Genomic DNA, 26221 nt, shown 5'->3' with positions numbered 1-26221 from the left:
GTTTCGGTACCCGATGATCTTGCTGGGTAATCCGGGCGGGGCGTGGAAGCCGGCCCGGTACACTTGCCCCCGTGCTGCTCTGCGAAGGCTGAACCGCCCCGCGCCGACGGTCCATCGGGCCCGCCGGCCGTTTCGCGTGCCCTGAGTCAGCCCTTCCAGACCCCGAGAGCGAGTACCGGAAATGATCACTGCCACCGGCCTGGAGCTGCGTGCCGGCGCCCGGATCCTGCTGTCCGACACCACCCTGCGAGTGCAGCCGGGTGACCGGATCGGCCTGGTCGGCCGCAACGGCGCCGGCAAGACCACCACGCTGAAGGTGCTGGCCGGCGAGGGGCAGCCGTACGCCGGGCAGATCGACCGGCGCAGCGCGATCGGCTACCTCCCGCAGGACCCGCGTACCGGCGACCTGGAGGTCACCGGGCGGGACCGGGTGCTCTCCGCCCGCGGGCTGGACGTGCTCATGGCCCAGATGGCGGAGATCGAGGCCAAGCTCGCCGACGGCGCCGACGACAAGCTGGTGCGCCGCTACGGCGCGCTGGAGGACCAGTTCGCCTCCCTGGGCGGGTACGCCGCCGAGGCCGAGGCGGCCCGGATCTGCGCCAACCTCGGCCTGCCCGACCGGGCGCTCTCCCAGACCATCGGCACCCTCTCCGGCGGCCAGCGCCGCCGCATCGAGCTGGCCCGGATCCTGTTCCGCGACGCCGGTGAGAACGGCGGCGGCATCCTGCTGCTCGACGAGCCCACCAACCACCTCGACGCCGACTCGATCACCTGGCTGCGCACCTTCCTCGCCAACCACAAGGGCGGCCTGATCGTGATCTCCCACGACGGCGCGCTGCTGGAGTCGGTGGTCAACAAGGTCTGGTTCCTCGACGCCACCCGCTCGGTGGTCGACGTCTACAACCTCGGGTGGAAGGCGTACCTGGAGGCGCGGGAGACCGACGAGCGGCGGCGCCGCCGGGAACGGGCCAACGCCGAGAAGAAGGCCGGCGCACTGATGGCCCAGGCCGACAAGATGCGGGCCAAGGCCACCAAGACCGTCGCCGCGCAGAACATGGCCCGGCGCGCCGAGAAGCTGATCTCCGGCCTGGAGGAGGTACGCGTCTCCGACAAGGTGGCGAAGGTGCGCTTCCCCACCCCGGCGCCGTGCGGCAAGACCCCGCTGACCGCCACCGGCCTCTCCAAGTCGTACGGCTCGCTGGAGATCTTCACTGACGTGAACGTCGCGGTGGACCGTGGTTCCCGGGTCGCCATCCTCGGGCTCAACGGCGCCGGCAAGACGACGCTGCTGCGGATGCTCGGCGGCCTGCTCACGCCGGACACCGGCGAGGTGCACGCCGGGCACGGGCTGCGGCTGGGCTACTACGCCCAGGAGCACGAGACGCTGGACGTCGAGCGCACCGTGCTGGAGAACATGCGGGCCGCCGCGATCGAGCAGACCGACACCGACCTGCGCAAGATCCTCGGTGCGTTCCTCTTCTCCGGCGAGGACGTGGACAAGCCGGCCGGGGTGCTCTCCGGCGGCGAGAAGACCCGGCTGGCCCTGGCCACCCTGGTCTGCTCCGGCGCCAACGTGCTGCTGCTCGACGAGCCGACGAACAACCTCGACCCGGTCAGCCGGGAGCAGGTGCTCGACGCGATCGCCCGCTACCCGGGTGCGATCGTGCTGGTCACCCACGACCCCGGCGCGGTGCTCGCGCTCAAGCCGGACCGGGCCATCCTGCTGCCCGACGGCGACGAGGACGCCTGGAGCGACGACCTGCTCGAACTGGTCGAACTGGCCTGACCGCCGGCGCCCGGCGGGCGGGCTCAGGTGGCCAGGTCGACCAGGCGGGTCAGCACGCCGGAGGTGACCAGGATGACCAGGCCGACGCCGATGAAGATCGCCGGAACCAGCCAGTGCCCGGCCCGGCCGACCAGCCGGACCACCCGGGGGTGGCCGCCCAGCAGGGCCGCGACCGCGCACCAGAGCGCCACCAGCGCGGCGAAGACCAGCAGCCAGACCAGCCCGGCTGCCGGCGACAAATAGCGGAACACCGGCACGTAGACGGCGATGTTGTCCGCGCCGTTGGCGATGGTCACGCCGGCCACCCCGAGCGCGCCGCCGACCACCGTCGGCGGCGCCTCGTCGTCGGTGCGGGCGAGCAGCGCCCGGACCCCGAGGCCGATCGGGAGCAGGCCGAGCAGCCCGGTCCACGGGTCGGGCACCACCAGCAGCCCGGCCGCGACCACCACGGCCGTCGCCACCAGCGCGCCGATGCCCAGGTACTGGCCCGCGACGATCCGCCAGGGCCGGGGCCGGCCGGTGGCGCGGGCCGCCACGAAGAGCACGGTGAGCACGACGATGTCGTCCACGTTGGTCGCGGCGAACACCAGGGCCGCGCCGGCGGCGGCGGCGAGCACGTCGGTCACGCCAGGCAGGGTACGGGCCGCGTGGCGGGCGCCGACCGGCCCGGGCGCGCACGTCGCGCGGAGCCGGTCGGAAGGATCACGCTATCGGGAAGCTGACATCGCATAGCGTGTCGGTTGGCGAAGAGTTGATATCTGGCGCATGATCGTTCGAGGCGGTCTAATAGGTGGGACCGTATCCGAACCGCACAGTCTGGGACGTGAGGAATCAGCATGGCAGCCACTGGCACAGCCACCAGCACTGAGAAGGGTCGCCGGATCGTCGGAGCCGAGCGTCAGACGCTCGCCAAGGACCTGGTAAAGCGGTACACCTCGGGTGAGAGCATCCGCGCCCTCGCGGCCTCGACCGGACGTTCCTACGGGTTCATCCACCGGGTGCTCACCGAGTCCGGGGTGCAGCTGCGGCAGCGCGGCGGCGCCCGGCGCCGCAAGAAGGCGTGACCCGCTCACCAGCGTCGTCCATCAGCGTCGTGTTCCGGGCCGTCCGGTGACCGCCGAGACGACCGGGGTACGACTCGACTGCGACGGGCCGGTCGCGACGGTGACGTTGTGCCGGCCCGACGTGCTCAACGCCCAGACCCCGGCGATGTGGCGCGCGATGAGCGACTTCTCGCGGGATCTCCCCGGCGACGTGCGCGTCGTCGTGGTGCGCGGCGAGGGGCGGTCCTTCTCCGCCGGCCTCGACCTCTCGGTGGCCGGTGCGTCCGGGCCGGGCTCCTTCGCCGAGCTGGCGACCCTGCCCGAGCAGGAGTGCGCCGACCGGATCGCCGAGTTCCAGGGCGGCTTCAGCTGGCTGCACCGCCCCGACGTGATCTCCGTGGCGGCCGTGCAGGGGCACGCGATCGGTGCCGGCTTCCAGCTGGCGCTCGCCTGTGACCTGCGGGTGCTCGCCGAGGACGCCAAGCTCTCCATGGCCGAGGTGACCCTGGGCCTGGTGCCGGATCTCGCCGGGACGAAGCGCCTCGTCGAGCTGGTCGGCTACTCGCGGGCGCTGGAGATCTGCGCCACCGGCCGGCGGATGGACGCCGCCGAGGCCGACCGGATCGGGCTGGCCACGCTCGTCGTGCCTGCCGCCGACCTGGACGGCGCGGTGCGGGACCTCACCGCCGGGCTGCTGGCCAACAACCGCGACGCGGTGGTGGAGATCAAGGCGTTGCTCGCCGGCGCGGCCGGCCGCTCGCACGCCGACCAGCAGCGCGCCGAGCGGGAGGCGCAGACCCGTCGGCTGCGCGACCTCGCCGGCCGGGGAGAATAGTAAGGACCGTTCGGGAAGATCCGGGTTACTACTGAGGTTGTCGTAGTCGTCGGGAGAATCGAACCCGACGGTACTGCCCAGACCCCGGAGGTGACCGATGTCCAGCCCGATGTCCGGTGGGGGCATGGCCGGGTGGAGCATGCTCCGGTCGATGCGCAGCAGCGACGAGGTCGCCGCGCACCGGCTGAAGCGCGGCACCGCCCGGCGGATCGTCGCCTTCGCGGGGCCGTACCGGCGGGACATCGTCGTCTTCCTGGTCACCGTCGTGATCGCCGCGATCATCGGGGTGGCCACCCCGGTGCTGGCCGGAAAGGTCATCAACGCCATCACCCGGGGCGGCGCCGAGGCCGGGGCGACCGTGGTCCGCCTGGCGCTGGTGATCGCCGCGCTGGCGGTCGCCGACGCGCTCTTCTCCCTCGCCCAGCGGTGGTACTCGGCCCGCATCGGCGAGGGGATCATCCTCGACCTGCGCACCCGGGTCTACGACCACGTGCAGCGCATGCCGTTGCAGTTCTTCACCCGCACCCAGACCGGCGCGCTGGTCAGCCGGCTCAACAACGACGTGATGGGCGCCCAGCGGGCGTTCACCTCCACGCTCTCCGGCGTGGTCAGCAACGTCATCCAGCTGGTGCTGACCGCCGGGGTGATGTTCACCCTCTCCTGGCAGATCACCACCCTCTCGCTGGTCCTGCTGCCGATCTTCATCATCCCGGCCCGGCGGGTCGGCAAGCGGCTGGCCGAGATCACCCGGGAGTCGTACAACCTCGACGCCAAGATGAACGCGACGATGACCGAGCGGTTCGGCGTGGCCGGGGCGCTGCTGGTCAAGCTCTTCGGGTCGCCCGAGGTCGAGGCCCGCCGCTTCGCCGGCCGGGCCGAGCGGGTCCGCGACATCGGCATCCAGTCGGCCATGTACTCGCGGACGTTCTTCGTGGCGATGCTGCTGGTCGCCTCGCTGGCCCAGGCGCTGACCTACGGGCTCGGCGGCTGGCTCGCGGTCACCGGCGCGGTCAGCGCCGGCACCGTGGTCACCCTCGCGCTGCTGCTCACCCGCCTCTACGGCCCGCTGACCGCGCTCTCCAACGTCCGGGTGGACGTGATGAGCGCGCTGGTCTCCTTCGACCGGGTCTTCGAGGTGCTGGACCTGCGCCCCGGCATCGAGGAGAAGCCGGACGCGGTGCCGGTGCCCCGTGGCAACGGCCGGGTCGAGTTCCGTGACGTCCGGTTCCGCTACCCGGCCGCCGCCGAGGTGTCGCTGGCCTCGCTGGAGGAGGTCGCCACCCTCGACCGCACGGTCAACGAGCCGGTGCTCAAGGGCGTGTCGTTCGCCGTCGAGCCGGGTCAGATGGTGGCCCTGGTCGGGCCCTCCGGCGCGGGCAAGTCGACGCTCTCCATGCTGATCTCCCGGATCTACGACGTCACCGACGGCGAGGTGCGCGTCGGCGGCGTCGACGTCCGTGACGCCACCCTCGCCTCGCTGCGCGACGAGATCGGCGTGGTCACCCAGGACTCGCACCTGTTCCACGAGACGATCGCCGAGAACCTGCGCTACGCCAAGCCGGACGCCACCGACGACGAGATCTGGGCCGCGCTGGCCGGTGCACAGGTCGCCGACCTGGTCCGCGCCCTGCCCGACGGGCTGGAGACGATGGTCGGCGAGCGGGGCTACCGCTTCTCGGGCGGCGAGAAGCAGCGCATCGCGATCGCCCGGCTGCTGCTCAAGGCGCCGTCGATCGTGATCCTCGACGAGGCCACCGCCCACCTCGACTCGGAGAGCGAGGCCGCGGTGCAGCGGGCGCTGGCGGTCGCGCTGACCGGCCGCACCGCGCTGGTGATCGCGCACCGGCTCTCCACGGTCCGCGACGCCGACCAGATCCTGGTCCTCGACGACGGCCGGATCGTGGAGCGGGGCCGGCACGACGAGCTGGTCGCGATCGGCGGGCTCTACGCCGAGCTGTACCGCACCCAGTTCGCCGTCACCGACTCGCCGACGCCATACGCGGTGGCGGAGCCCGAGCCGGTGATCACCACGGTGCCCCTGGGCACGTACGTCGCCCAGGAGGCGCTACCACCGGCCACGGCGAACTAGCCGACGACGGCCGTCCGCAGCTCGCCGAAGGCCGCGCCGAGCGTCTCCGGCGTGAAGTGCGCGTTCAGGCCGCTCGGGTTGGGCAGCACCCAGAGCCGGGCCCCGGCCAGCGTCTCCGGCTGGGGGCCGAAACCGGCCTTGGGGCGGCCGAACCCGATCCGGTAGGCGGTCACGCCGACCACCGCCACCCAGGCCGGCCGGTGCGCGGCGACCTTGCCGGTCAGGATCGCCGCGCCGGCCACCAGCTCCGCCGGGGTCAGCTCGTCGGCCCGGGCGCTGGCCCGGGCCACCATGTTGGTGATGCCCAGCCCGAGGCCAGGCAGCAGGTGCTGCTCGCTCGGGTGCAGCTGGCGCGGGGTGAAGCCGCCCCGGTGCAGCGCGGGCCAGAACCGGTTGCCGGGGCGGGCGAAGTGCCAGCCGGTGGCCGCCGACCAGAGCCCAGGGTTGATCCCGACGAAGAGCACGTCCAGCCCGGGGGCGATCAGGTCCGGGATCGTCCGGTCCGCCGCGGCGGCCAGCTCGTCCTTCGTCGGCCGTGCGGTCCGCGCGCCGGCCGACCCGAGCGCCGACGCGGGCTGCGCGCCCTCGGACGGTCGGGCGGACACCGGGCCCGGCCCCCGGTCGGACCGGTGCGCCCGTGGTCCCGATCCGGCCCGGGCCGCCGACCGGCCCGGCCGCGCGCCGGCCGGGTCGGGGGAGCGGTGGGCGGGGCTCACAGGCCGCGCAGCGCGCCGCCGTCGACCGGCACGGTGCTCCCGGTCAGATAGCTGGCGGCAGGGGAGAGCAGGAACGCGGCCACCCGGCCGAACTCCGCCGGATCACCGATGCGGCGCAGCGCGATGCCGGCCTCCGCCTCGACCCGGGCCGCCTCGGCGTCCCCGGTGGCGGCGAGGAGTTCCCGGTTGCGGTCGGTCATGATCCGGCCGGGCAGCAGGCCGAGCACCCGTACGCCGCGCGGGCCGTACTCGTCGGCCATGTCCTTGGCCACCCCGGCCAGGCCGGGGCGCAGACCGTTGGAGATGCCGAGGCCGGGCACCGGGCCCCGGGCCGAGGTGGAGAGCACCAGCCCGATCGCGCCGCCGTCGGTGAGCGCGTCGGCCACCGTACGCGCGGTGCGGACGCTGCCGAGGAAGACCGTCTCGAAGGACTGCCGCCACTGCTCGTCGGTCACCTGGGCGGCGGTGCCGCGCGGCGGCCCCCCGACCGAGACCAGCGCGCCGTCCAGCCGGCCGAACTGCTCCCGCGCCGCCACCACCAGCCGCTGCGGCGTCTCCGGGTCGGCCAGGTCGGCGGTGAGCCCGATGGCGTGCCGTGGGCCGCCGAGCCGCTCGACGGCCTCGGCGACCCGTTCCGGGGCACGCGCCGAGAGCACCACCCGCGCCCCGTCGGCCACGAGGCACTCGGCGGTGGCGAAGCCCAGGCCCCGGGAGGCGCCGGTCAGCACGTACACCCGGTCGATGAGTCCGAGATCCATGCGTCCGATCCTGCCGCACGGGCGTACCCGACGCACCCGTGGGCGGTCAGCGGCGGGCGGGGCGCAGCAGGCGTACCCGACCGGCGAACTGGATCGCGACGGCGCCGCCGGCGCGGGCGGCGGCCGGCAGCCGGCGGGGTCGCGGCGGGTGCCGGCCGTCGTAGCGGCCGGCCGCCTCGCGCGTGGCCAGTTCCTCCGCGCCGAGCGGGGGCAGGGCGCCCCGCTCCCGCAGGGCGCGGGCCAGGTCCCAGCCGTCGCGCAGCGAGCCGTTGGTGCGGCGGCCGTCCGCCCACTCGCGGAAGGTGTTCCACCAGGCGTCGCCGAGGGCGGCGGCCAGCAGCGGCCAGTGCCGGGCCACCTCGCCGGCCCGCTTGCCCAGCAGCGCGACCCGGGCGGCCTCCACCGGCGCGGGCGCGAAGCCGGCCGGCAGCGGCGCCCCGGCGACCAGCGCCGCGACCAGCGCCGTCTGTCGGGCGGCTAGGTCCCCGTCAGGTGCCCCGCGCCCACCGGCGAGGTCCCCGCCCGGCTCCGCACGTCGACCGGCGAGGTCGGCGGCTGCTTCCTCCCGGTGGCCGGTGTCGGGGCCGCTCACGTGACCACCGGGAAGCCGGAGGCGGCGGCGAGCGCGTCCAGCTCCGCCCGCAGGGCCGGCGCGGGCGGATAGTGCCCGTCGCGTTCCAGCAGCAGCGCCGGTGGCCGGTGCCGGGCGCAGAGCGCGCCGACCAGGTCGAGCACCTCCGGCGGTACCGGATCGGTGTGGGTGTCGTGGTAGAAGCCGCCCCGCTCGGCGCCCCCGGCCACGTGGACGTAGGAGACCCGGTCCAGCGGCAGCCGGTCGAGCAGCGCGACCGGGTCACCGCCGCGGTTGCGGGCGTTGGCGTGCACGTTGGCCACGTCGAGCAGCAGCGTCGCCCCGGTGGCGTCCAGGATCTCGCGGAGGAAGTCCGCCTCGTCCAGTTCGTCCTCGGGCCAGTCGAAGAGCGCGGCGATCGGCTCCAGCGCGAGCGGCACCGGCAGCTGCTCCTGCGTCCGCCGGACGTTCGCCACCACCGCCGCCACCGCCTCCCGCGTGCGGGGCAGCGGCAGCAGATGACCGGCCTCCAGACCGCCGGCCCGGACGAAGGCGATGTGCTCGCTGACCAGCGGCGCGTCGAGGAGTTCGGCGACCCGGGCCAGATGCGCCACCCGGGCCGGGTCGACCGGCTCCGCGCCGCCGAGGGAGAGCCGCACCCCGTGCGGTACGACGGTGACCCCGCGCCCGCGCAGCTCGGCCAGCCCCGGTGGGAGCGGGCCGGTCACCGGGACCGCCTCGGCCACCACCTCGACGAAGCGCAGCCCGGGCAGCTCGGCGACGAACCCGGCGATCTCCGGCCGCCAGCCGATGCCCACCCCGCTCGGTCCGGTCATCCGCCGCACCCACCACCGCCACCGCAGCCGCCACCGCCACCGCCACAGGAGCTGCCGCCGCCCCCGCAGGAACTGCCGGAGCTGCCGATCCCGCTGCCACCGCTGCTGTTCAACGCCTGCCGCTGGATCTCCGCCTGCTCGGCGAAGCCCGGGTCCAGCGTCCAGAGCGAGACGGTGCCGAAGAGGGCGACCCCCATGGCCGCCCCGGCCGGACCGTAGGTGGCGTAGGCGGGCGCGGAGGCGGGGGAGAGGTGGATGTTGCTCCGGCGCAGCTCGCGCAGCGCGGCGTCGGCCGCCCGGGTCCGCCACGGCACCCGGGCGAGCAGCACCAGCGGGACGATCAGCGCGAGGCAGGCGATCAGCAGGAACCCGACCGGCCGGCCGTTGGCCAGCCCGGCGGCGATCCGGGCCGCGCCGAGCGCCATCAGGGCGAGCACCCACCACGCGCCGCGTCGCGCCGCCGCGCGCTGCTCGGGCGGCAGTGTCAGGCCCTGCCGCTCCAGACCCTCGCGCAGCTCGGTGAGGGCCCAGGATACCCGCTGGTCGCGGGCCAGCTCCCGGGTGTGCAGGTGGTTGCGGGCGGCGTGGTAGACCGCCTGGTCGAGCGGGGTGACGCCGCTGGGCAGGGGGCCATCGGTGGTGAGTCGCCGGTCGAAACCCACCCCGACCGCGCCGCTGCCGCGCAGGCCGCCCAGCGCCGTCCAGATCGCGAGCTGGTCGCCGCCGTTGAGGTACGCCACCTGCTGCGGACCGAGCTGGCCGGCCCCGACCGTCGGCTGCCCGGCGAGCATCCGGGACCGGTACACGAGCGAGCCGACGACGACCACCAGGGCCGCCAGCAGGTAGAACCGGAGGAACGTCGGGCCGGGAACGCCCCAGGTGTCGGCCGCGAGAACGGTCATGGCTCTGCTCCTGTCGTGCGAGGGGAACCTGGCCCCAGTGTGGAGCAGGGTCGCCACGCCCCGACGATCGCGAACGCCGAGTTACCAAGCCGAGACGTGCCGCGGTCAACGCCGGCGCACGGCCTCCTCGACCAGGTCCAGCACCGGGCCGAGGTCGCCGGCCGGCCGCCCCATCGCCAGGTGCAGCACCAGACCGTCGTACGCCAGCTCCAGGAACTGGGCCAGTACGTCGATCGGCACGTCCTCGCGGAGCACGCCGGCCTCCCGCTGCCGTACCAGGCGGTCGCGGGTGGCCTCGGCGATGGCGGCCGAGCGCTCGGCCCAGCGGCGGGCGAAGGCCGGGTCGGTACGCAGCCGCCGGGACACCTCCAGCTGGCTGCCCAGCCAGCCGGTGGTGTCGGGGGAGACCGCCCGGGCGAGCAGGTCCCGCATGACCTGCACGAGGCCGTTGCGGGCCACGGTCTCCACCATGGCCGCCGCGTCGTCCTCGGCGACGGCGAGGAAGAGCGAGTCCTTGTCACGGAAGTGGTGGAAGATGGCGCCCCGGGACAGCCCGGTGGCCTCCTCCAGCCGGCGTACGGTGGCTCCCTCGTAGCCGTGCCGGGCGAAACAGGCTCGCGCCGCGCCGAGGATCTCCTGCCGACGCGCGTCGAGCTGGTCCTGACTTACTCTGGGCACGGGTCGATCGTTCCAGCTGACCCTGCGTTACGCAAACCGTACGTACGGCTTGGGATCTTGCGGGGTGGGACGGCGCGGCGCGCCGGTCCGGTTAGGATCGCCGGGTGACGACGCCCCCGGTCGCCTCCGCCCCCCTTCCCCCCGCCCCCTTGACCGTCGCGGCCGTGCAGGCCGACCCGGTCCCCGGCGACGTGCCCGGCAACGCGGTGGCCGCCGCCGGCCTGGCCGCCCGCGCCGCCGCCGACGGCGCCCGGATCGTCGTCCTGCCGGAGCTGTTCCTGCCCGCGTACCACCCGCCGGCGCTGGCCGCCGACCCGGCCGGCACCGACGTCGCCGCGACCGACGACGGCGCGGTCGACGACCCCCGGCTCGACCCGCTACGGGCCGCGGCCCGTAACGACCGGATCACCGTGGTCCTCGGCGCGGCGGTCCGCCACCCGGACGGCCGCCGGACCATCTCCGCCCTGGTCGTCGACCCGACCGGCACGGTCCGGGTCGGATACGACAAGCAGCAGCTCTGGGGCGGCGAACGGGAGCTGTTCGACGCCGGCCGGCGCGGCGCCACGCTGCTGGTCGACGGCTGGCGGCTCGGGCTGGGCATCTGCTACGACGGATGCTTCCCCGAGCACGCCCGGGCCGCCGCGGCCGACGGCGCGCATGGCTACCTCTGCCCGAGCGGCTACCTCGCCGGGTCGGCGCACCGACGCGACCTCTACTACGCCGCCCGTGCCCTGGACAACACCATGTACGTCGTCTTCGCCAACGCCGTCGGAGGCGCGGACCCGTGGCGGTTCAACGGTGGCGCGGCGGTCTACGACCCGCAGGGACGTCCGCTGGTGCGCGGCGCCGACGAGGGCGAGGCCGTGCTGGTCGCCACCCTGGACCCGGCCGCGCTGGCGGCCACCCGCTCGGCCCACTCCATGCTCGCCGACCGACCCGCCGACCAGGGGCTCCCCCGAACGGTGCTGCCGGCCTGACGGACGTCGCCGACCGCTCGGCCCTGTCGACGGCGCCCCCCTCTCCCGTAAGGTGCCCGCGTGCCGCTGCTCCTGCTCGACCTGGACAACACCCTGCTCGACCGGGCAGGTCCGTTCCGCGCCTGGGGTGAGCGGTTCCTGGACGGCATCGGCGCGCCGCACACCGACATCGACTGGCTGCTCTCCATCGACGCCGACGGGCTCACCGATCGGTGGGACGTCGCCGACGCCATCCGTGACCGGTACGCGCTGCGCATCCCCTCCATCGACCTCGTCGAGGAGCTGCACGACGGGGTGGTGGCGAACACCCGCCTCGACCCGCTGGTCGCCTGCGCGCTGCGGATCGCCGACGACGCCGGCTGGGTACCCGTGGTGGTCACCAACGGCTCGGTCCGTCAGCAGGACGCCAAGATCCGGCAGACCGGGCTGGACCGGTACGTCGCCGACTGGGTGATCTCCGAGGAGGCCGGGGTCAGCAAGCCCAATCCGAGGATCTTCGCGCTGGCCGCCCAGCGGGCCCGGATGCCATTGCGCGGGGCGTGGGTGGTGGGGGACAGCCCCGAGGCGGACATCGGCGGGGCCGCCGCCGTCGGGCTGCCCAGCGTCTGGCTGCACCGGGGACGCCCCTGGCCGGACAACCGGTTCGCGCCGACCCGCACGGTCGACTCGCTGATCGCGGCGGTCGCCACCGTGCTCGCCGCCTGACGGTCGCCGTAATTCGGTTGACCCCGGGTCGGGGTGCCGACCAGCATGGTGGCCGCGCGTACGGCGCAGCCGGGTCGAGCCCGGTCGAGGAGAAGGAGGTCGGTCATGGCCGTCTTTGCAGGGTCGTTCCACCTGCCTCCATCAGCCTCGATCAAGGGATCACCACTTCCGTGCGCGAACACGACCTCCCGGCGCCGCAGCGCCGTGGCCGCGGCAAGAGCCGCTTCGACGACGACGAACCACACTTCCTGAGGCACGGCCGGCACACCGAGCCGGCCCTCGTCGAGCCCGACGACGAGCCCGAACCGGAGGACCGCTGGTCCTCCTGGGACGAGGCCGTCCACGGCCCCGAACCCCACCCCGAGTGGCTGGTCACCGAACTGGCCGCCCGGGACACCGAACTCGGTGTGCTCAAGACCGGCAAAGAGGCGGACGTCCACCTCGTCCGCCGCGCGGTGCCGGACACCGACCGCTCCTGCCTGCTGGCGGTCAAGCGGTACCGGGACGCCCAGCACCGGCTCTTCCACCGCGACGCCGGCTACCTGGAGGGGCGCCGGGTCCGTCGGTCCCGGGAGAACCGGGCGATGGCCGGGCGTACCGCCTTCGGCCGGCAGATGATCGCCGGGCAGTGGGCCGCGGCGGAGTTCGCCGCCCTCAGCCGGCTCTGGGAGATCGGGGCCGCCTCCGGGCGGATCGCCGTGCCCTACCCGGTCCAGCTGATCGGCACCGAGCTGATGCTGGAGTTCGTCGGCGACGCCGACGAGGGAGCGGCGGCGCCCCGGCTGGCCCAGCTGCGCCCCGAGGCGGGCGAGCTGCGCGCGCTGTGGGAGCAGATGGTGGACGCCCTGGTCGTGCTCGCCCGCGCCGGGTACGCCCACGGCGACCTGTCCCCGTACAACCTGCTGGTGCACCGGGGCCGCCTCGTCATGATCGACCTGCCGCAGGTGGTCGACGTGGTGGCCAACCCGCAGGGCCCGGAGTTCCTGGCCCGGGACGTGAAGGTGGTCGCGGCCTGGTTCACCGCCCGGGGGCTGCCGGCGGCCGAGACCGACCCGGCCGAGCTGACCGGGCTGCTGCTGCACGAGGCGGGCATCCGCTGATCCGGGTACGCCCCGGACGGTCCGGTGACCGTCCGGGGCGTACCGCGTCGCGGCCGCCGTCGGCGGGCAACCGGCGGTCTACTGGAGGTAGCGCTCGACCGCCGGGATCGGCCGCTCGCCCTGGGCGTCCGGGTCACCGTGCGCGCTGCGGGCCGCCCGACGGCGACGCAGCAGGTCCCAGCACTGGTCCAGGGACTCCTCCAGCGCGCGCAGCCGGTCGCGCGCCTCGTCGTCGGTGCCGGACTCGTTGGCCTGCGCCGCGGAACGGAGCCGGTGCTCCTCGTCGACGAGTTCCGAGATCCGGTTCAGGATGGTGGTGTCGTCCATGCCCCTGAGCCTGGCACAGGGTGCCCCGGCGCGCCCGGATTCGCACCCCCCGGGCTCCGCCGCGCCGGGGTAGGTTGCCCCACCATGACCTCTGTCGTACGCCCGCTGCGACCCGCCGACGTGCCGGCGGTCGTCGAGATGCTGGCCGCCGCCGTGCCGCACCAGATGATCACCGAGGAGTGGCTGGGCTGGCGCCTCACCGGCGGGCCCGCGGCGGAACGGTTCGGGGTGCTGGTCGCCGCGACCGCCGACGGAGTGGTGGGCGCGGCGCTGACCGGGCTGCTGCACGAGAGCGCCGATCCGGGGCTGGGCTTCGCCAACCTCACCGTGCACCCGCGGCGGCGCGGCGGCGGCGCGGGCACCGCCCTGCTGGTCGCCGCCGAGCGGCGGCTCGCCGCGTTGGGGGCCGTGGCCGCGTACGCGAAGGTGGCCGACGACCCGGCCAGCACCGGCTTCGCCGAGCGGCGCGGCTACCGGCGCGGGCGGCGGGCGGAGTTCCTGCTGCTGGACCTGGCCCAGGCGGACCTGTCCGCGGCGGCGGCGCTGCCGGCCGGGGTGCGGCTGCTGGCCGCGGCCGACCTGTCCGATCCGTACCCGCTCTACCTGGCGGACCTCGACGCCTCCCGCGATGAGCCGGGCGAGGTGACGATGGACGAGATCAGCTACGCCGACTGGCGAAGCGCCTACTGGGAGCGCCCCGACCTGGACCGGGACCTGACTACGGTGGCGGTGCGGGACGGGGAGGTGCTCGCGTTCGGCTTCGCCCTCACCGACCGGCGGGACCGCTACCGGTCGGGGATGACCGGCACCCGGCGCGAACACCGGGGCCGGGGGCTGGCCCGGGCGGTCAAGCAGCGCTCGCTGAGCCGGGCCCGCGCGGCGGGGCTGCGGTACGCGTACACCAGTAACGACGCCGGCAACGTGGCCATGCTCACGCTCAACCGCCGGCTGGGCTACCGACCGGTCGCCGCCGAGTGGCGCTACCTGCGCGATCTGTCGGGCTGAGGTCCCCACGCGACGGTGCACCATGGACGGAATTCGTTGACTGTGAGAATTCCTCCGGACGCAAAATCTGGAAAAGCCTTCTCGTCGGTGACATGCTCACCGGAACCGTCACGCGCGATGACCACGGAAGTACGCAGCGCAAGGCGGCCGCGTCGCCGGAGGAGGACCCGTGCAGGTGAGCCATGACTGAGCCGACCGCCCCGGTACCCCGCAAACCGCACGTCGCCCCGCTGCGCCGCACACTGCCCGGGCTGCTCCGGGACCCGCTGGCCACCCTGGTCGGTCTCGCCGACGCCGCACCCGGGCAGGTCGTCCGACTGAACCTCGGCACCATCCGGCCGTACCTGGTCACCGAGCCGGCGCACGTGCAGCACGTGCTGCGCGACAACGCCGCCAACTACACCCGCGCCGGCGACAGCATGATGTGGAAGTCCGTGCGCAAGCTGGCCGGCGACGGCATCCTGTCCGAGGGTCCGCAGTGGGAGGCGAGCCGCCGGCGGCTCCAGCCGCACTTCACCGCCAAGCGGATCGACACGGCGGTGGACGACCTGAGCCGGGCGATCAGCGAGGCGGTCGACGAACTGGCCGGCCCGGCGCGGGCCGGCGCGCCGGTCGACGCCGCCACCGAGATCTCCCGGATCATCTGCCAGGCGGTCATCCGGGTCTTCTTCGGCGACAAGATCCCCGTCGCCGACGGCGTGCGAGTGGTCGCCGAGCAGGACACCGTGGCGACCGCGCTGCGGTTCCGGCTGCTCGCCCCGTTCCTGCCCGACGCCGTGCCGATGCCCGGCGACCGGGCGTTCCGTCGCGCCGTGCGGAACATCGACGACATACTGCTGCCGCTGGTCCGCGCCGAGCGCGCCCGTTCCGACGGCGGCGACGACATCCTCGCGGCGCTGGCCCGGGCCCGCGACTCCGACGGTCGCAAGCTGGACGAGCAGCGGGTCCGTGACGACCTGGTGTCCATCTTCGCCACCACCACCGAGACCACCTACGTGGTGCTCACCTGGCTCTTCCCGCTGCTGGAGCAGCTGCCGGAGATCGCCGGCCGGCTCTACGAGGAGATCGACCGGGTGGTCGGCCCCGGTGACGTGGTCAGCCGCGAGCAGCTCGGCGAGCTGCGCTACACCCGGATGGTGCTCGACGAGCTGGTCCGCGCGTACCCGTCCGGCTGGCTGGTGCCGCGCACCGCGATCGCCGACGACGTCATCGGCGGCACCAGAATCTCCGCCGGCGGGACCATCGTCCTCAGCCCGTACGTCACCCAGCGGCTGGCCCGGTACTGGGACCGACCCGAGGTGTTCGACCCGGAACGCTTCGCCCCCGACGCGCCCCGCCGCGCCCACCGGTACGCCTACTACCCGTTCGGCGGCGGCGCCCATCAGTGCATCGGCCAGTACCTCTTCCAGCTGGAGGCGCCGCTGATCGTGGCGACCCTGTTCAGCCGGTTCCGGTACCGGCTCTGCGAGCCGGGGATGCCCAACCCGCAGCTCGCCGCGTCGCTGCGCCCCCGGGAGCGGGTGCCGCTGATGCTCACCCCGCACCGGCAACCGGCCCTGGCCTGACCGTGGTGGCGCCTGTCGTACCGGCCACGGACGAGCTGCGGGCGGCCGCCGAGCACGGACGGATCTCCGCCCTCGCCGCACAGGGCCAGCGGGATCTGCAACGCTGCCTGGCCGCCCATCCGGACCTCTTCGCCGCCGGACCCTTCGACGCGACCCTGACCAGCAGCATCGCCCTGGCCATCGCGTTCAGCGCCCCCTGGTGCGACGCCGCCGAGCTGCGGCTCACCAACCGGGCGGTGCTCTGGGGGTTCGCGCTGGACTGGCAGGTGGACCACCTGGCCAGCTCCGCCGCCGAAGTCGACCGGCTGGTGCAACAGCAGCTCGCGGTCGCCGCCGGGGCGCCGGCGGCGGCGGACGACCCGCTGGGCCGGTTCCTCGCCGGCCTCCGCGCAGACCTGGCGGCCGCGCCGACCTTCGGCACGCTGGGCGGGGGGTGGCGGGAGGCGGTGCGCCGGACGCTGGAGGCGATGCGGCGGGAGTGGCACTGGAGGGCGGCCGGCCGCGACGGAGTGCTGCCGCTGCCGTCGCTCGCCGACTACCTGGCCAACGCCGACAACCTGGCCTGCACCGTGGTGAACGTGGCGCACTGGATCTCGGTCGGCGGCACGGAAGTGCCCGACCGGTTCGAGCGGCTGGTCGCCGCCAGCGACGCGGTGCAACGCGCCCTGCGGCTGGTCAACGACCTGGCCACCTACGAGCGGGACCTGCGCTGGGGCGATCTCAACGCGATCATGCTGGTCGACGACCGGGTCGTCGTCGAGCGGGAGCTGACCGGCCTGGTCGCGCGGGCGACCGAACTCCTCGACGAGCTGCGTACCGATCGACCGCGGGAGGCGGCCTACCTCACCCGGCAGCTCGGCTACACCAGCGGCTTCTACCGGTCCACCGACTTCTGGGGGGTGGCGTGAGCACGGAGGCGCTGGCCCGGGACGCCGCACCGCCGGAGGATCCCGGGTCCGCGGTCGCGGCGGGCGAGCTGGTCGCCGGGCTGACCGTCCGGCCGGCCGGCCGTACGTCCGCGTCGCCGTACGAGACGGGCCGGCTGGTCTCCCTGGCGCCATGGCTGCCGCAGCATGCCGAACGGATCCGCTTCCTGCTGGCGGGGCAGCGCCCGGACGGCGGTTGGGGCGGGCCGGAGGGCTACGCGCTGGTGCCCACCCTGAGCGCCGTCGAGGGGCTGCTCGCCGCGCTGGCGCGGGACGTCCCCGTCGGCTGGTCCTGCGACGGCGTGCGCAACGCCGTCGACCGCGCGCTGCGCCTGCTGTACGACCGGGTGGCCGGCCCGGCGACGTACCCCGTGCCAGACCTGCCGGCCGCGGACCTGATCGTCCCCGCGCTGGTCGAGTGGATCGGCGACCGGCTGGCCGATCCGCCGGCGGCGCTCGCCGAGTGGCGCGCCGCCGGCCCGCCGCCCCTGCCGGCCGGCATGGACTCGCAGCGCCTCGACCGGGTACGCCGGCTCGCCCGGTCCGGCCGTCCGATGCCGCCGAAGCTGCTGCACGCCCTGGAGGTCCTCGGCCCGGCGGCGCGGCGGCTGCCCAGCGTGACCCCCACCGCGTCGGGCGCGGTCGGCGCCTCCCCGGCCGCCACCGCCGCCTGGCTCGGTCACCCCGACGACAGCACACCGGCCACCGCGGACTACCTGCGCCGGGCGACCGCCGAGCACGAAGGCCCGGTGCCCTGCGCCACCCCGATCACCGTCTTCGAACGCTCCTGGGTGCTCGCCACCCTGGCCCGGGTCGGCGTGCCACTGGCGGTGCCGGCCGGGATCCTCGCCGAGCTGCGGGCCGCGCTCGGCCCGGCCGGCGCGGCCACCGGGCCGGGCCTGCCCACCGACGCGGACACCACCGCGGTCACCCTGTACGCGCTGGCGCGGCTGGGCCGGCCGGCCGACCCGGCGTGCCTGGCCGGGTACGACACCGGGGAGCACTTCTGCACCTGGCAGGGGGAGAACGGCGCGTCGGTGACCACCAACGCCCACGTGCTGGAGGCGCTGGGCCACCAGCTCGCCGACGGCGGTCCCCGGGCGGCGGCGGTGGTGCGCCGGCTCACCGGCTGGCTGCTCGACCGGCAGCACGCCGACGGCCGGTGGTCCGACCGGTGGCACGCCTCGCCCTACTACGCCACCTGCTGCGCGGTGCTCGCCCTGCGCGACCACGGCGGTCCGTCGGCCCGTCCGGCCGTGGAGCGGGCGGTCGCCTGGGTGCTGGACAGCCAGCGACCCGACCGCTCCTGGGGGCGGTGGGCCGGTACGGCGGAGGAGACCGCGTACGGCCTGCTCGTGCTCCTGGCGGGGCGGCCCTCGCCCTCGGTCGATGCGGCCGTGGCCGCGGCGGCCGGGCGATTGTCCCAGCTGGACGGTGAGCGCGACCACCATCCACTGTGGCACGACAAAGATCTGTACCATCCTGGACAGATCGTCCGGGCCGCCGTGGCCGCCGCGTGCCAGGTGGCCGGCGATCGGCTGCGCGCTGGGGTCCATACCCCAACGGCCATCAGGTCTGCACTGCTTGAGTGAACTTCCGGACACTGCTAGCGTGCGCCGGGGTCGGCGTCGCGCTTTTCGGCCAATCCGAAACGTGAATCAGGACCGGCGAGGGACGGGTGTGATGGGTTCCCGCAGTGCAAGTCTGCGCACCAAGGTTGTGGCCCTGCTGGTCTCGCTGGCCGCACTCTGGGCCTTCGCGGCCTGGGTGACCCTGCGCGACGGTCTCAACGTACTCGGCGTGCAGACGCTCGACGCGCAGGTCGCCGAGCCGAGCGAGTCGCTGCGCACCGAGCTGCAGCAGGAACGCCGGATGTCGGTGGCCTACCTCGGCCGGCCCAGCCAGGAGCAGGCGCAGCAGCTGCGTGAGCAGCGTCGGCGCAGCGAGGAAAGCGCCGCGGAGTTCGCCGAGGCGGCCCGCAGCTCGCGGGCCCGGCTCGCCTCCAGCGATGAGCTGGTGGCGCGGATCGACGAGGTGGTCACCCGGCTGGACGCCCTGGGCCCGGTGCGGGACGCGGTGGCCGCCCGGTCCGTCGACCGGGCCGGCGCCGCCGACGCGTACACCGGGGTCCTCGACTCGCTGTTCCGGGTGTACGCCTCACTGGGCAAACTGGACGACGAGCAGATCGCCAAGGACACCGCCACGCTCACCCAGCTGGTCCGGGTGCGTGAGCTGATGTCCCAGGAGGACGCGCTCTTCGCCGGGGTGGCCGCCGCCGGCCGGATCAACGACCGGGAGTACGCCCAGTTCGCCCACCTGGTCGGCGCGCAGCGGTTCCTGGCCGCCGACGCGCTGGCCGAGCTGCCCGACGCTGACCGCGAACGCTACGTGCGGATGACCGAGGGGCAGTCCTTCACCCGGCTGCGCACCCTGGAGGACCGGCTGGTCCGCGACGGCCGCCCCAACGCGCCGCTGCCCGTCGAGGCGGACGACTGGCAGGCCGCCATCGCCCCGGCGTTGCAGGAGCAGGAAGCCGCGGTGCTGGCCAGCGGCGACGCGTTGGTCGACCGGGCCACCCCGGTGGCGATCTGGGTGATCATCCGGATGGTGCTCGCCGCCGGCCTGGGCCTGATCGCCGTCATCGCTTCAGTGATCGTCTCGATCACCACCGCCCGTGCCCTGGTCCGTCAGCTGGAACGGCTGCGCGAGGCCGCCTTCCGGCTGGCCAACGAGCGACTGCCCGGGGTGGTGGAGCGGCTCGGTCACGGCGAGCAGGTCGACGTGGCCAAGGAGGCGCCACCGCTGGAGTTCGGCGACGACGAGATCGGCCAGGTGGGCAAGGCCTTCAACGTGGTGCAGGAGACCGCCGTGCGGACCGCGGTGGAGCAGGCCGAGCTGCGCCGCAACGTCCGCGAGGTGTTCCTCAGCCTGGCCCGGCGCACCCAGGCGCTGGTCCACCGTCAGCTCACCCTCCTCGACGCGATGGAGCGTCGGGAGCACGACGCCGCGGAGCTGGAGGACCTGTTCCGGGTGGACCACCTGGCCACCCGGATGCGGCGCAACGCCGAGAACCTGATCGTGCTCTCCGGCTCGACCCCGGGTCGTGCCTGGCGGCGAAACGTGCCCATGGTGGACGTGGTGCGCGGCGCGGTCGCCGAGGTCGAGGACTACACCCGGGTCAACGTGCTGCCGCTGGGCTCCGTGTCGCTCGCCGGCCGGGCGGTCGGCGACGTCATCCACCTGCTGGCCGAGCTGATCGAGAACGGGCTCACCTTCTCGCCGCCGCACACCTCCGTGGAGGTGCGGGGGCAGCTGGTGGCCAACGGTTTCGCCATCGAAATCGAGGACCGGGGCCTCGGCATGACCGAGGAGGACCTGGCCGCCGCCAACCACCGCATCGTGGACCGCTCCGAGCTGAACCTGGCCAACGCCTCCCGGCTCGGTCTGTACGTGGTCAGCCGGCTGACCGAGCGGCACGGGGTGAAGGTGCAGCTCAAGGAGTCCGCGTACGGCGGCACCACGGCCGTCGTGCTGATCCCCCTCGACCTGGTGCAGACCGGCCAGGACGCGAACACCTCCGGCGGCTTCCCGGTCGGCACCGGGTCGGTCCCGCCGGTCGCCGCCGGCGAGGGCGCGCCAACGGCAGGGGCACCGGCGGCCGACAGGGACACCGCCGCGGACGGCGAGCCGGTGGACACTCCGCCGCCGGTCCGGGCCGGGACCGCGCCGTCGCCGACCGCGTCGGGGCTACCCACCCGGTCCCGGACCAGGCCGGGGCAGGGTGCCCTGACCGGCCCCACCGTGCCGACCGGCCTGCCGACCACGGTGGCCCGGCCGGCCGCGCCGGAGCGGCCCGCGGCCGTCCCGGCGCCGGTCGACGCGGCCGTGCCGGACGCGGCCACCGACGAGCAGACGCCGGCCGGCACGGCCGCCCGGGTCACCGACTCCGGCCTACCGGTGCGGGTACGGCAAACCAACATCGTGCCGGAGCTGCGCGGCGAGCAGGCGGCGGACGACGACTCCGAGGGGCACGCCACGCGCCCGCCGGAGCAGGTGCGCAGGATGATGAGCTCCTACCAGACGGGCACCCGGCGCGGCCGGACCGATGCCGCCCGCCTGCTGGGAGGCGCCGCCACCGGGGCGCGGGCCGGCAACGGGCCGGAGAACGGGGACGGTCAGGCGACCTGACGGCGGCGCGAGGAGAAGCGACCGCGCGACGAGGCACGGCAACACCGACGTACGGCGACACCAGCCGGGGGAGAAGAGGACGACGAGTGGGGCAGAAGACGGCTTCGAGTGCCGACCTGACGTGGCTGCTGGACGATCTGGTCGGTCGGGTGAAGCAGGCCGAACACGCCGTGGCGCTCTCCTCCGACGGCCTGCTGATGGCCTCGTCGCGGGGGCTGAGCCGGGACGACGGTGAGCACCTGGCGGCCATGGCGGCCGGGATCCAGAGCCTGGCCCGGGGTGCGGGCAAGCGGTTCGGCGGCGGGCAGGTCCAGCAGACCATCATCGAGATGCAGTCGTCGTTCCTGTTCGTCACGGCGGCCGGGCGCAACGCCTGCCTGGCGGTGCTCGCCGCCGAGGACGCCGACGTCGGACTGATCGCGTACGAGATGGCGATGCTGGTGACCCGGGTCGGCAAGTTCGTCGCGTCGCCCACCCGAGGGCTCGACCAGCCGGCCGGCGGGAAGTAGCGGCGATGACGGTCGGGGGCGGTTCCGAGGACAGGTGGGTGGACGACCACGCCGGACCGGTGGTCCGGCCGTACGCGGTCACCCGCGGCCGGGCCCGCCCGGTCACCGGCACGTTCGACCTGATCTCCCTGGTGACGGCGACCCGCGCGGACGCCGGCTCGGACTCCGGGTTGGGCCCGGAACACCTGGCGATCGTCGCGCTCTGCCAGCGGATGCAGTCCGTGGCGGAGGTCGCCGCCCATCTGGACCTGCCGGTGGGGACCGTCCGGGTCCTCCTGGGCGATCTGATGGCCCGTGAACTGGTGGTGGTGCGGCCGCCGCGCGGCAGCGCCGGCCTACCTGACGAAAGCGTCTTCGAGGCGGTGATCAATGGACTACGGGCACTCTGAGCGGCCGGCCGGCGCGCCGCTGCTGCCCACCGCGATCAAGATCCTGATCGCGGGAGGGTTCGGCGCGGGCAAGACGACCATGGTCGGCGCGGTGAGCGAGACCAAGCCGTTGCGCACCGAGGAGGTGCTGACCGAGACGGGCATCGGGGTCGACGATCTGGCGGGCGTGGAGGACAAGACCACCACCACGGTGGCGATGGACTTCGGCCGGATCACGATCAGCGACGATCTGGTGCTCTACCTCTTCGGCACCCCCGGTCAGGACCGGTTCTGGTTCGTCTGGGACGAGCTCGCCCTGGGCGCGATCGGGGCGGTGGTGCTGGCCGACACCCGCCGGCTGGCCGACTGCTTCCCCTCGATCGACTACTTCGAGGAGCGGGGCACGCCGTTCGTGGTGGCGGTGAACTGCTTCGAGGACTCCCGGCGCTACCAGCTGGACGAGGTGCAGGCGGCGCTGAACCTGGACCCGGGTGTGCCGGTGCTGCTCTGCGACGCCCGGCAGCGGGAGTCCAGCCGGGACGTGCTGGTCACCCTCCTGGAGCACGCGATGAAGACCCGCGACGCCCGGCGCCGGGCGGACTGACCGCACCGGCAACCGCAGCGACACGACAGGGCCCCTCCCCGCGAGCGCGGGAAGGGGCCCTGTCGTCGGTGCTACGTCAGTTGGCGATCATCCGGCGCAGCACGTACTGCAGGATGCCGCCGTGCCGGTAGTAGTCCGCCTCGCCCGGGGTGTCGATCCGGACCACGGCGTCGAACTCCACGCCGGTGTCGGTGGTGACCTTCACCGTGCGCGGGGTGTCGCCGTCGTTCAGCGCGGTCACGCCGGTGATGGAGAAGGTCTCCGTGCCGGTGAGGCCGAGCGACTCCGCCGTCACGTCGACCGGGAACTGCAGCGGCAGCACGCCCATGCCGATCAGGTTCGAGCGGTGGATCCGCTCGTACGACTCGGCGATGACCGCCCGGACGCCGAGCAGCATGGTGCCCTTGGCCGCCCAGTCGCGCGACGAGCCGGAGCCGTACTCCTTGCCGGCCAGGATGACCAGCGGGACGCCGGCCTCCTGGTAGGCCATGGAAGCGTCGTAGATCGAGGTCTGCTCGCCGGTCAGGTGGTTGACCGTGAAGCCGCCCTCGACGCCCGGGACGAGCTGGTTGCGCAGCCGGATGTTGGCGAAGGTGCCCCGGATCATCACCTCGTGGTTGCCCCGGCGCGAGCCGTACGAGTTGAACTCGTGGCGCGGCACGCCGTTCTCGGCGAGGTACTTGCCGGCGGGGGAGTCGGCCTTGATCGAGCCGGCCGGGGAGATGTGGTCGGTGGTCACCGAGTCACCCAGCTTGGCCAGCACCCGCGCGCCGGCGATGTCGACGACGGCCTTCGGCTCCCGCTGCATTCCCTCGAAGTACGGGGGCTTGCGGACGTAGGTGGAGTCGTCCGCCCAGGCGAAGGTGTCACCGGTCGGCGTGGGCAGCGACTGCCAGCGCTCGTCGCCGGCGAAGACGTCGGCGTACGCGGCGCTGAAGCCGGTGGCGCCGATCGCCTGCGCGATGACGTCCTGGATCTCGGCGCTGTTCGGCCAGATGTCGCGCAGGAAGACCGGGTTGCCCTCGCTGTCCTCGCCGAGCGGCTCGTTGGCGAGGTCGATGTCCATCGTGCCGGCGAGCGCGTACGCGACCACCAGCGGCGGGGACGCCAGGTAGTTCATCTTGACGTCCGGGTTGATCCGGCCCTCGAAGTTCCGGTTGCCGGAGAGCACCGAGACGACGGCGAGGTCGCCCTCGTTGACCGCGGCGGAGACCTCCTCCGGCAGCGGGCCGGAGTTGCCGATGCAGGTGGTGCAGCCGTAGCCGACCAGGTTGAAGCCGAGCTTGTCCAGGTACGGCGTGAGGCCGGCGCGGTCGTAGTAGTCCATGACGACCTTGGAGCCCGGGGCCAGGGTGGTCTTGACCCACGGCTTGCGGGCCAGGCCCTTGTCGACCGCGTTGCGGGCGAGCAGCGCGGCACCGATCATCACCTGCGGGTTGGAGGTGTTGGTGCAGGAGGTGATGGCGGCGATCACCACGGCGCCGTGGTCCAGCTCGTACTCGACGCCGTCCTCGGCGGTGACCCGGATCGGGTTGCTGGCCCGGCCGCCGGAGCCCACCGCGGCGGTCTCCAGGTCGCGCGGCTCGTCGTTCGGGTCGCTGTAGTCGTTGGCGGGCGGGTCGCTGGCCGGGAACGACTCGGCGCTGGCCTCGTCGGCCGGGCCGGCCACGCCCCGCGGCAGCCGCTCGCGCGGCACGCCCGGCTTGACGTCCTTCTCCTTCTCGCCACCGAGGTCGCCCTCGGCGACGTAGTCGGTGAGGGCGGAGCGGAACAGCGTCTTGGCGCTGCCCAGCGGCACCCGGTCCTGCGGGCGCTTCGGGCCGGCCAGGGACGGCTCGATGGTGCTCAGGTCGAGCTCCAGCCGCTCGGAGTACTCCGGCTCGCGCTCCGGGTCGTGCCAGAGGCCCTGCTCCTTGGCGTACGCCTCGACGAGCGCGACCTGCTGCGGGTCGCGGCCGGTCAGCTCCAGGTAGCGGACGGTCTCGGCGTCGATCGGGAAGATCGCGACGGTGGAGCCGTACTCCGGGGACATGTTGCCGATGGTGGCCCGGTTGGCCAGCGGCACGGCGCTCACGCCGGGGCCGTAGAACTCGACGAACTTGCCGACCACGCCGTGCTTGCGCAGCATCTCGGTGATGGTGAGCACGAGGTCGGTGGCGGTGGTGCCGGCCGGCATCTCGCCGTGCAGCTTGAAGCCGACGACGCGCGGGATCAGCATGCTGACCGGCTGGCCCAGCATCGCGGCCTCGGCCTCGATGCCGCCGACGCCCCAGCCCAGCACGCCCAGGCCGTTGACCATCGTGGTGTGCGAGTCGGTACCGACCACGGTGTCCGGGTACGCCTGGCCGTTGCGCTCCATGATCGTGCGGGCCAGGTACTCGATGTTGACCTGGTGCACGATGCCGGTGCCCGGCGGGACGACCTTGAACTCGTTGAACGCGGTCTGGCCCCAGCGCAGGAACTGGTAGCGCTCCTTGTTGCGCTCGTACTCCAGCTCGACGTTGCGGGCGAAGGCGTCCTCGCGGCCGAACAGGTCGGCGATGACGGAGTGGTCGATGACCAGCTCGGCCGGGGCGAGCGGGTTGACCTTGCTGGCGTCGCCCCCGAGGTCGCGGACGGCCTCCCGCATGGTGGCCAGGTCCACGACGCAGGGCACGCCGGTGAAGTCCTGCATCAGCACCCGCGCCGGGGTGAACTGGATCTCCACGCTGGGGTCGGCGGTGGGGTCCCAGCCGCCGAGCTGGCGGATGTGGTCGGCGGTGATGTTCGCGCCGTCCTCGGTCCGCAGCAGGTTCTCCAGCAGGACCTTCAAGCTGTAGGGCAGCCGGTCGTGGCCCTCCACCTTGTCAATCCTGAAAATCTCGTAGCTCGCGTCTCCGACGCGTAGCTGGGTCTTCGCACCGAAGGTGTCGAGGCTCGCCACGTCGTACTCCTTCACACCAGCGACCGTGAGTAGTCCTGAGCAGTCTGTCGCACCGGTCGGAGCGCCGCCCAGGTTAGGTGACACTTACCGCCGATTCTCGTCGTCAACAAAACCGTACGTCCGTCTTGCTATTAGTGCAACCTCGTGCCAGGGTTCGGGACGAGGAGGTGCCACCATGATCCATCACGTCCTGCTCGCCTGCCCACGCGGCTCGGAGGAGGCCTCCCGAGCCTTCTACGCCGGCCTGCTCGGCCTGGCCGAGAAGCCGAAACCGCCGCACCTCGCCGCCCGCGGTGGTTGCTGGTTCACCGGGTACGGCGCAGAGCTGCACCTCGGCGTCGAGGACGACTTCCGCCCCGCCCGCAAGGCGCACCCGGCGCTGCTCCGTCCCGACCTGGACGACCTCGCCGCCCGGCTGGTCGCCGCCGGACACCCCGTCACCTGGGGCGACGACGAACTGCCGGGGATGCGGCGGTTCCACACCGCGGACCCGCACGGCAACCGCCTGGAGTTCGTCGCGCCCGTCACCGGCTGATCCGTCGGGTACGCCGTCGGCCGGCGCGGCGGGCGTCCGCTGCTGGCCCGGCTGGGCCGGCGTTTTCCCCGACACCTCGGGCCCGCGCAGCTCGCCCGGGCCGAGCCAAGGACATCTCCTGGCCCTGGTCCTCGCGGTGCTCGCTGGCTGGGCAGCACCTGGTGGTTGCGCCGCCGGGCCCGGCACCTGGACCAGCAGCCCGCGTCGGAGCCGGCCGAGCCGGTCGGGGACGGGCCGCGACGGCTGACCCGCCGCTTCCGGCAGAGACGACGAAG

The 26221-nt window shown here is 73.9% G+C and carries 25 protein-coding genes; 16 read left to right on the top strand and 9 right to left on the bottom strand.

Going from position 1 to position 26221, the window contains the following annotated elements; genetic code table 11:
- The first annotated feature begins 181 nt into the window (after window positions 1-181).
- Window positions 182-1786 (top strand): ABC-F family ATP-binding cassette domain-containing protein, encoded by a 1605-nt coding sequence (locus tag V6U88_RS27300; protein ID WP_334457312.1) that lies wholly within the window; start codon window positions 182-184, stop codon window positions 1784-1786.
- Between the two features lie 23 nt (window positions 1787-1809).
- Here the strand turns inward: V6U88_RS27300 and V6U88_RS27295 are convergent, their stop codons facing one another.
- Entirely contained in the window at window positions 1810-2412 is a 603-nt protein-coding gene (locus V6U88_RS27295; RefSeq protein WP_334457310.1) for a cadmium resistance transporter, read from the bottom strand.
- A 210-nt stretch (window positions 2413-2622) separates the two neighbouring features.
- Here V6U88_RS27295 and V6U88_RS27290 point away from each other — a divergent pair, with 210 nt between their 5' ends.
- The 3 genes from V6U88_RS27290 (at window position 2623) to V6U88_RS27280 (ending at window position 5753) form a co-directional block, all read left to right on the top strand.
- Entirely contained in the window at window positions 2623-2850 is a 228-nt protein-coding gene (locus V6U88_RS27290) for a helix-turn-helix domain-containing protein (RefSeq protein ID WP_007462679.1), read from the top strand.
- Between the two features lie 46 nt (window positions 2851-2896).
- Window positions 2897-3664 (top strand): enoyl-CoA hydratase/isomerase family protein, encoded by a 768-nt coding sequence (locus V6U88_RS27285; RefSeq protein ID WP_334457308.1) that lies wholly within the window; start codon window positions 2897-2899, stop codon window positions 3662-3664.
- Between the two features lie 109 nt (window positions 3665-3773).
- On the top strand, window positions 3774-5753 hold the full coding sequence (locus tag V6U88_RS27280) for an ABC transporter ATP-binding protein (RefSeq protein ID WP_334457349.1): 1980 nt from the start codon (window positions 3774-3776) through the stop codon (window positions 5751-5753).
- Here the strand turns inward: V6U88_RS27280 and mug are convergent.
- The 6 genes from mug to V6U88_RS27250 all read right to left on the bottom strand — a co-directional run bounded on the left by mug (window position 5750) and on the right by V6U88_RS27250 (window position 10214).
- Complete coding sequence (mug, locus tag V6U88_RS27275) at window positions 5750-6358, bottom strand: G/U mismatch-specific DNA glycosylase (RefSeq protein ID WP_442934711.1); 609 nt, start codon at window positions 6356-6358, stop codon at window positions 5750-5752. The genes V6U88_RS27280 and mug overlap by 4 nt on opposite strands.
- 107 nt (window positions 6359-6465) lie before the next feature.
- Entirely contained in the window at window positions 6466-7227 is a 762-nt protein-coding gene (locus V6U88_RS27270) for an SDR family oxidoreductase (protein ID WP_334457306.1), read from the bottom strand.
- A 46-nt stretch (window positions 7228-7273) separates the two neighbouring features.
- Window positions 7274-7687, bottom strand: a complete 414-nt coding sequence (locus tag V6U88_RS27265) for a hypothetical protein (RefSeq protein WP_334457347.1) — start codon at window positions 7685-7687, stop codon at window positions 7274-7276.
- Window positions 7688-7815: 128 nt separating this feature from the next.
- Complete coding sequence (locus V6U88_RS27260; RefSeq protein ID WP_334457305.1) at window positions 7816-8634, bottom strand: DUF692 domain-containing protein; 819 nt, start codon at window positions 8632-8634, stop codon at window positions 7816-7818.
- Complete coding sequence (locus V6U88_RS27255) at window positions 8631-9536, bottom strand: TIGR04222 domain-containing membrane protein (protein ID WP_334457303.1); 906 nt, start codon at window positions 9534-9536, stop codon at window positions 8631-8633. Before V6U88_RS27255 ends, V6U88_RS27260 begins: the two co-directional genes overlap by 4 nt.
- Window positions 9537-9641: 105 nt before the next feature.
- Window positions 9642-10214 carry a TetR/AcrR family transcriptional regulator gene (locus V6U88_RS27250; RefSeq protein ID WP_088972210.1) on the bottom strand — a complete coding sequence of 191 codons (573 nt, stop codon included), beginning with the start codon at window positions 10212-10214 and terminating at the stop codon, window positions 9642-9644.
- A gap of 104 nt (window positions 10215-10318) precedes the next feature.
- On the opposite strand from V6U88_RS27250, the gene V6U88_RS27245 reads away from it, so the two are divergent.
- The 3 genes from V6U88_RS27245 to V6U88_RS27235 all read left to right on the top strand — a co-directional run bounded on the left by V6U88_RS27245 (window position 10319) and on the right by V6U88_RS27235 (window position 12996).
- On the top strand, window positions 10319-11191 hold the full coding sequence (locus tag V6U88_RS27245) for a carbon-nitrogen hydrolase family protein (RefSeq protein ID WP_334457300.1): 873 nt from the start codon (window positions 10319-10321) through the stop codon (window positions 11189-11191).
- Window positions 11192-11251: 60 nt separating this feature from the next.
- On the top strand, window positions 11252-11896 hold the full coding sequence (locus V6U88_RS27240; protein ID WP_334457298.1) for an HAD family hydrolase: 645 nt from the start codon (window positions 11252-11254) through the stop codon (window positions 11894-11896).
- A 170-nt stretch (window positions 11897-12066) separates the two neighbouring features.
- Window positions 12067-12996, top strand: coding sequence for a serine protein kinase RIO (locus tag V6U88_RS27235; RefSeq protein ID WP_334457296.1), 930 nt, complete (start codon window positions 12067-12069; stop codon window positions 12994-12996).
- Window positions 12997-13074: 78 nt separating this feature from the next.
- On the opposite strand, the gene V6U88_RS27230 is transcribed toward V6U88_RS27235, so the two are convergent.
- The gene (locus V6U88_RS27230) at window positions 13075-13323 is read right to left on the bottom strand and encodes a DUF2630 family protein (RefSeq protein WP_334457294.1); all 249 of its coding nucleotides are present in this window, start codon (window positions 13321-13323) and stop codon (window positions 13075-13077) included.
- A gap of 84 nt (window positions 13324-13407) precedes the next feature.
- On the opposite strand from V6U88_RS27230, the gene V6U88_RS27225 reads away from it, so the two are divergent.
- From V6U88_RS27225 to V6U88_RS27190, 8 genes are all read left to right on the top strand, one after another.
- Window positions 13408-14328 carry a GNAT family N-acetyltransferase gene (locus V6U88_RS27225; protein ID WP_334457291.1) on the top strand — a complete coding sequence of 307 codons (921 nt, stop codon included), beginning with the start codon at window positions 13408-13410 and terminating at the stop codon, window positions 14326-14328.
- Window positions 14329-14510: 182 nt separating this feature from the next.
- Window positions 14511-15893, top strand: a complete 1383-nt coding sequence (locus tag V6U88_RS27220; RefSeq protein ID WP_334457289.1) for a cytochrome P450 — start codon at window positions 14511-14513, stop codon at window positions 15891-15893.
- A gap of 5 nt (window positions 15894-15898) precedes the next feature.
- Entirely contained in the window at window positions 15899-16801 is a 903-nt protein-coding gene (locus V6U88_RS27215; RefSeq protein WP_334457288.1) for a terpene synthase family protein, read from the top strand.
- Window positions 16798-18411 (top strand): prenyltransferase/squalene oxidase repeat-containing protein, encoded by a 1614-nt coding sequence (locus V6U88_RS27210; RefSeq protein ID WP_334457286.1) that lies wholly within the window; start codon window positions 16798-16800, stop codon window positions 18409-18411. Before V6U88_RS27215 ends, V6U88_RS27210 begins: the two co-directional genes overlap by 4 nt.
- 91 nt (window positions 18412-18502) lie before the next feature.
- Window positions 18503-21007 carry a sensor histidine kinase gene (locus V6U88_RS27205; protein ID WP_334457283.1) on the top strand — a complete coding sequence of 835 codons (2505 nt, stop codon included), beginning with the start codon at window positions 18503-18505 and terminating at the stop codon, window positions 21005-21007.
- An 86-nt stretch (window positions 21008-21093) separates the two neighbouring features.
- Window positions 21094-21516, top strand: a complete 423-nt coding sequence (locus tag V6U88_RS27200; RefSeq protein ID WP_088961283.1) for a roadblock/LC7 domain-containing protein — start codon at window positions 21094-21096, stop codon at window positions 21514-21516.
- A gap of 5 nt (window positions 21517-21521) precedes the next feature.
- Entirely contained in the window at window positions 21522-21905 is a 384-nt protein-coding gene (locus V6U88_RS27195; protein WP_334457280.1) for a DUF742 domain-containing protein, read from the top strand.
- A complete protein-coding gene (locus V6U88_RS27190) occupies window positions 21886-22488 on the top strand; it encodes a GTP-binding protein (protein ID WP_334457278.1) in 603 nt (200 codons plus the stop codon). The genes V6U88_RS27195 and V6U88_RS27190 overlap by 20 nt, the downstream gene beginning before the upstream one ends.
- A gap of 76 nt (window positions 22489-22564) precedes the next feature.
- Here V6U88_RS27190 and V6U88_RS27185 read toward each other — a convergent pair whose 3' ends face one another.
- The gene (locus V6U88_RS27185; protein WP_334457276.1) at window positions 22565-25426 is read right to left on the bottom strand and encodes an aconitate hydratase; all 2862 of its coding nucleotides are present in this window, start codon (window positions 25424-25426) and stop codon (window positions 22565-22567) included.
- Between the two features lie 160 nt (window positions 25427-25586).
- On the opposite strand from V6U88_RS27185, the gene V6U88_RS27180 reads away from it, so the two are divergent.
- Window positions 25587-25946 carry a VOC family protein gene (locus V6U88_RS27180; RefSeq protein WP_334457274.1) on the top strand — a complete coding sequence of 120 codons (360 nt, stop codon included), beginning with the start codon at window positions 25587-25589 and terminating at the stop codon, window positions 25944-25946.
- The last annotated feature ends 275 nt before the right edge of the window (window positions 25947-26221 follow it).

It is taken from the genome of Micromonospora sp. CPCC 205739 (genome assembly GCF_036906795.1).
In the GTDB taxonomy this organism is placed as follows: Bacteria; Actinomycetota; Actinomycetes; order Mycobacteriales; family Micromonosporaceae; genus Micromonospora.
This window is presented reverse-complemented; position numbering and strand designations above follow the sequence as displayed.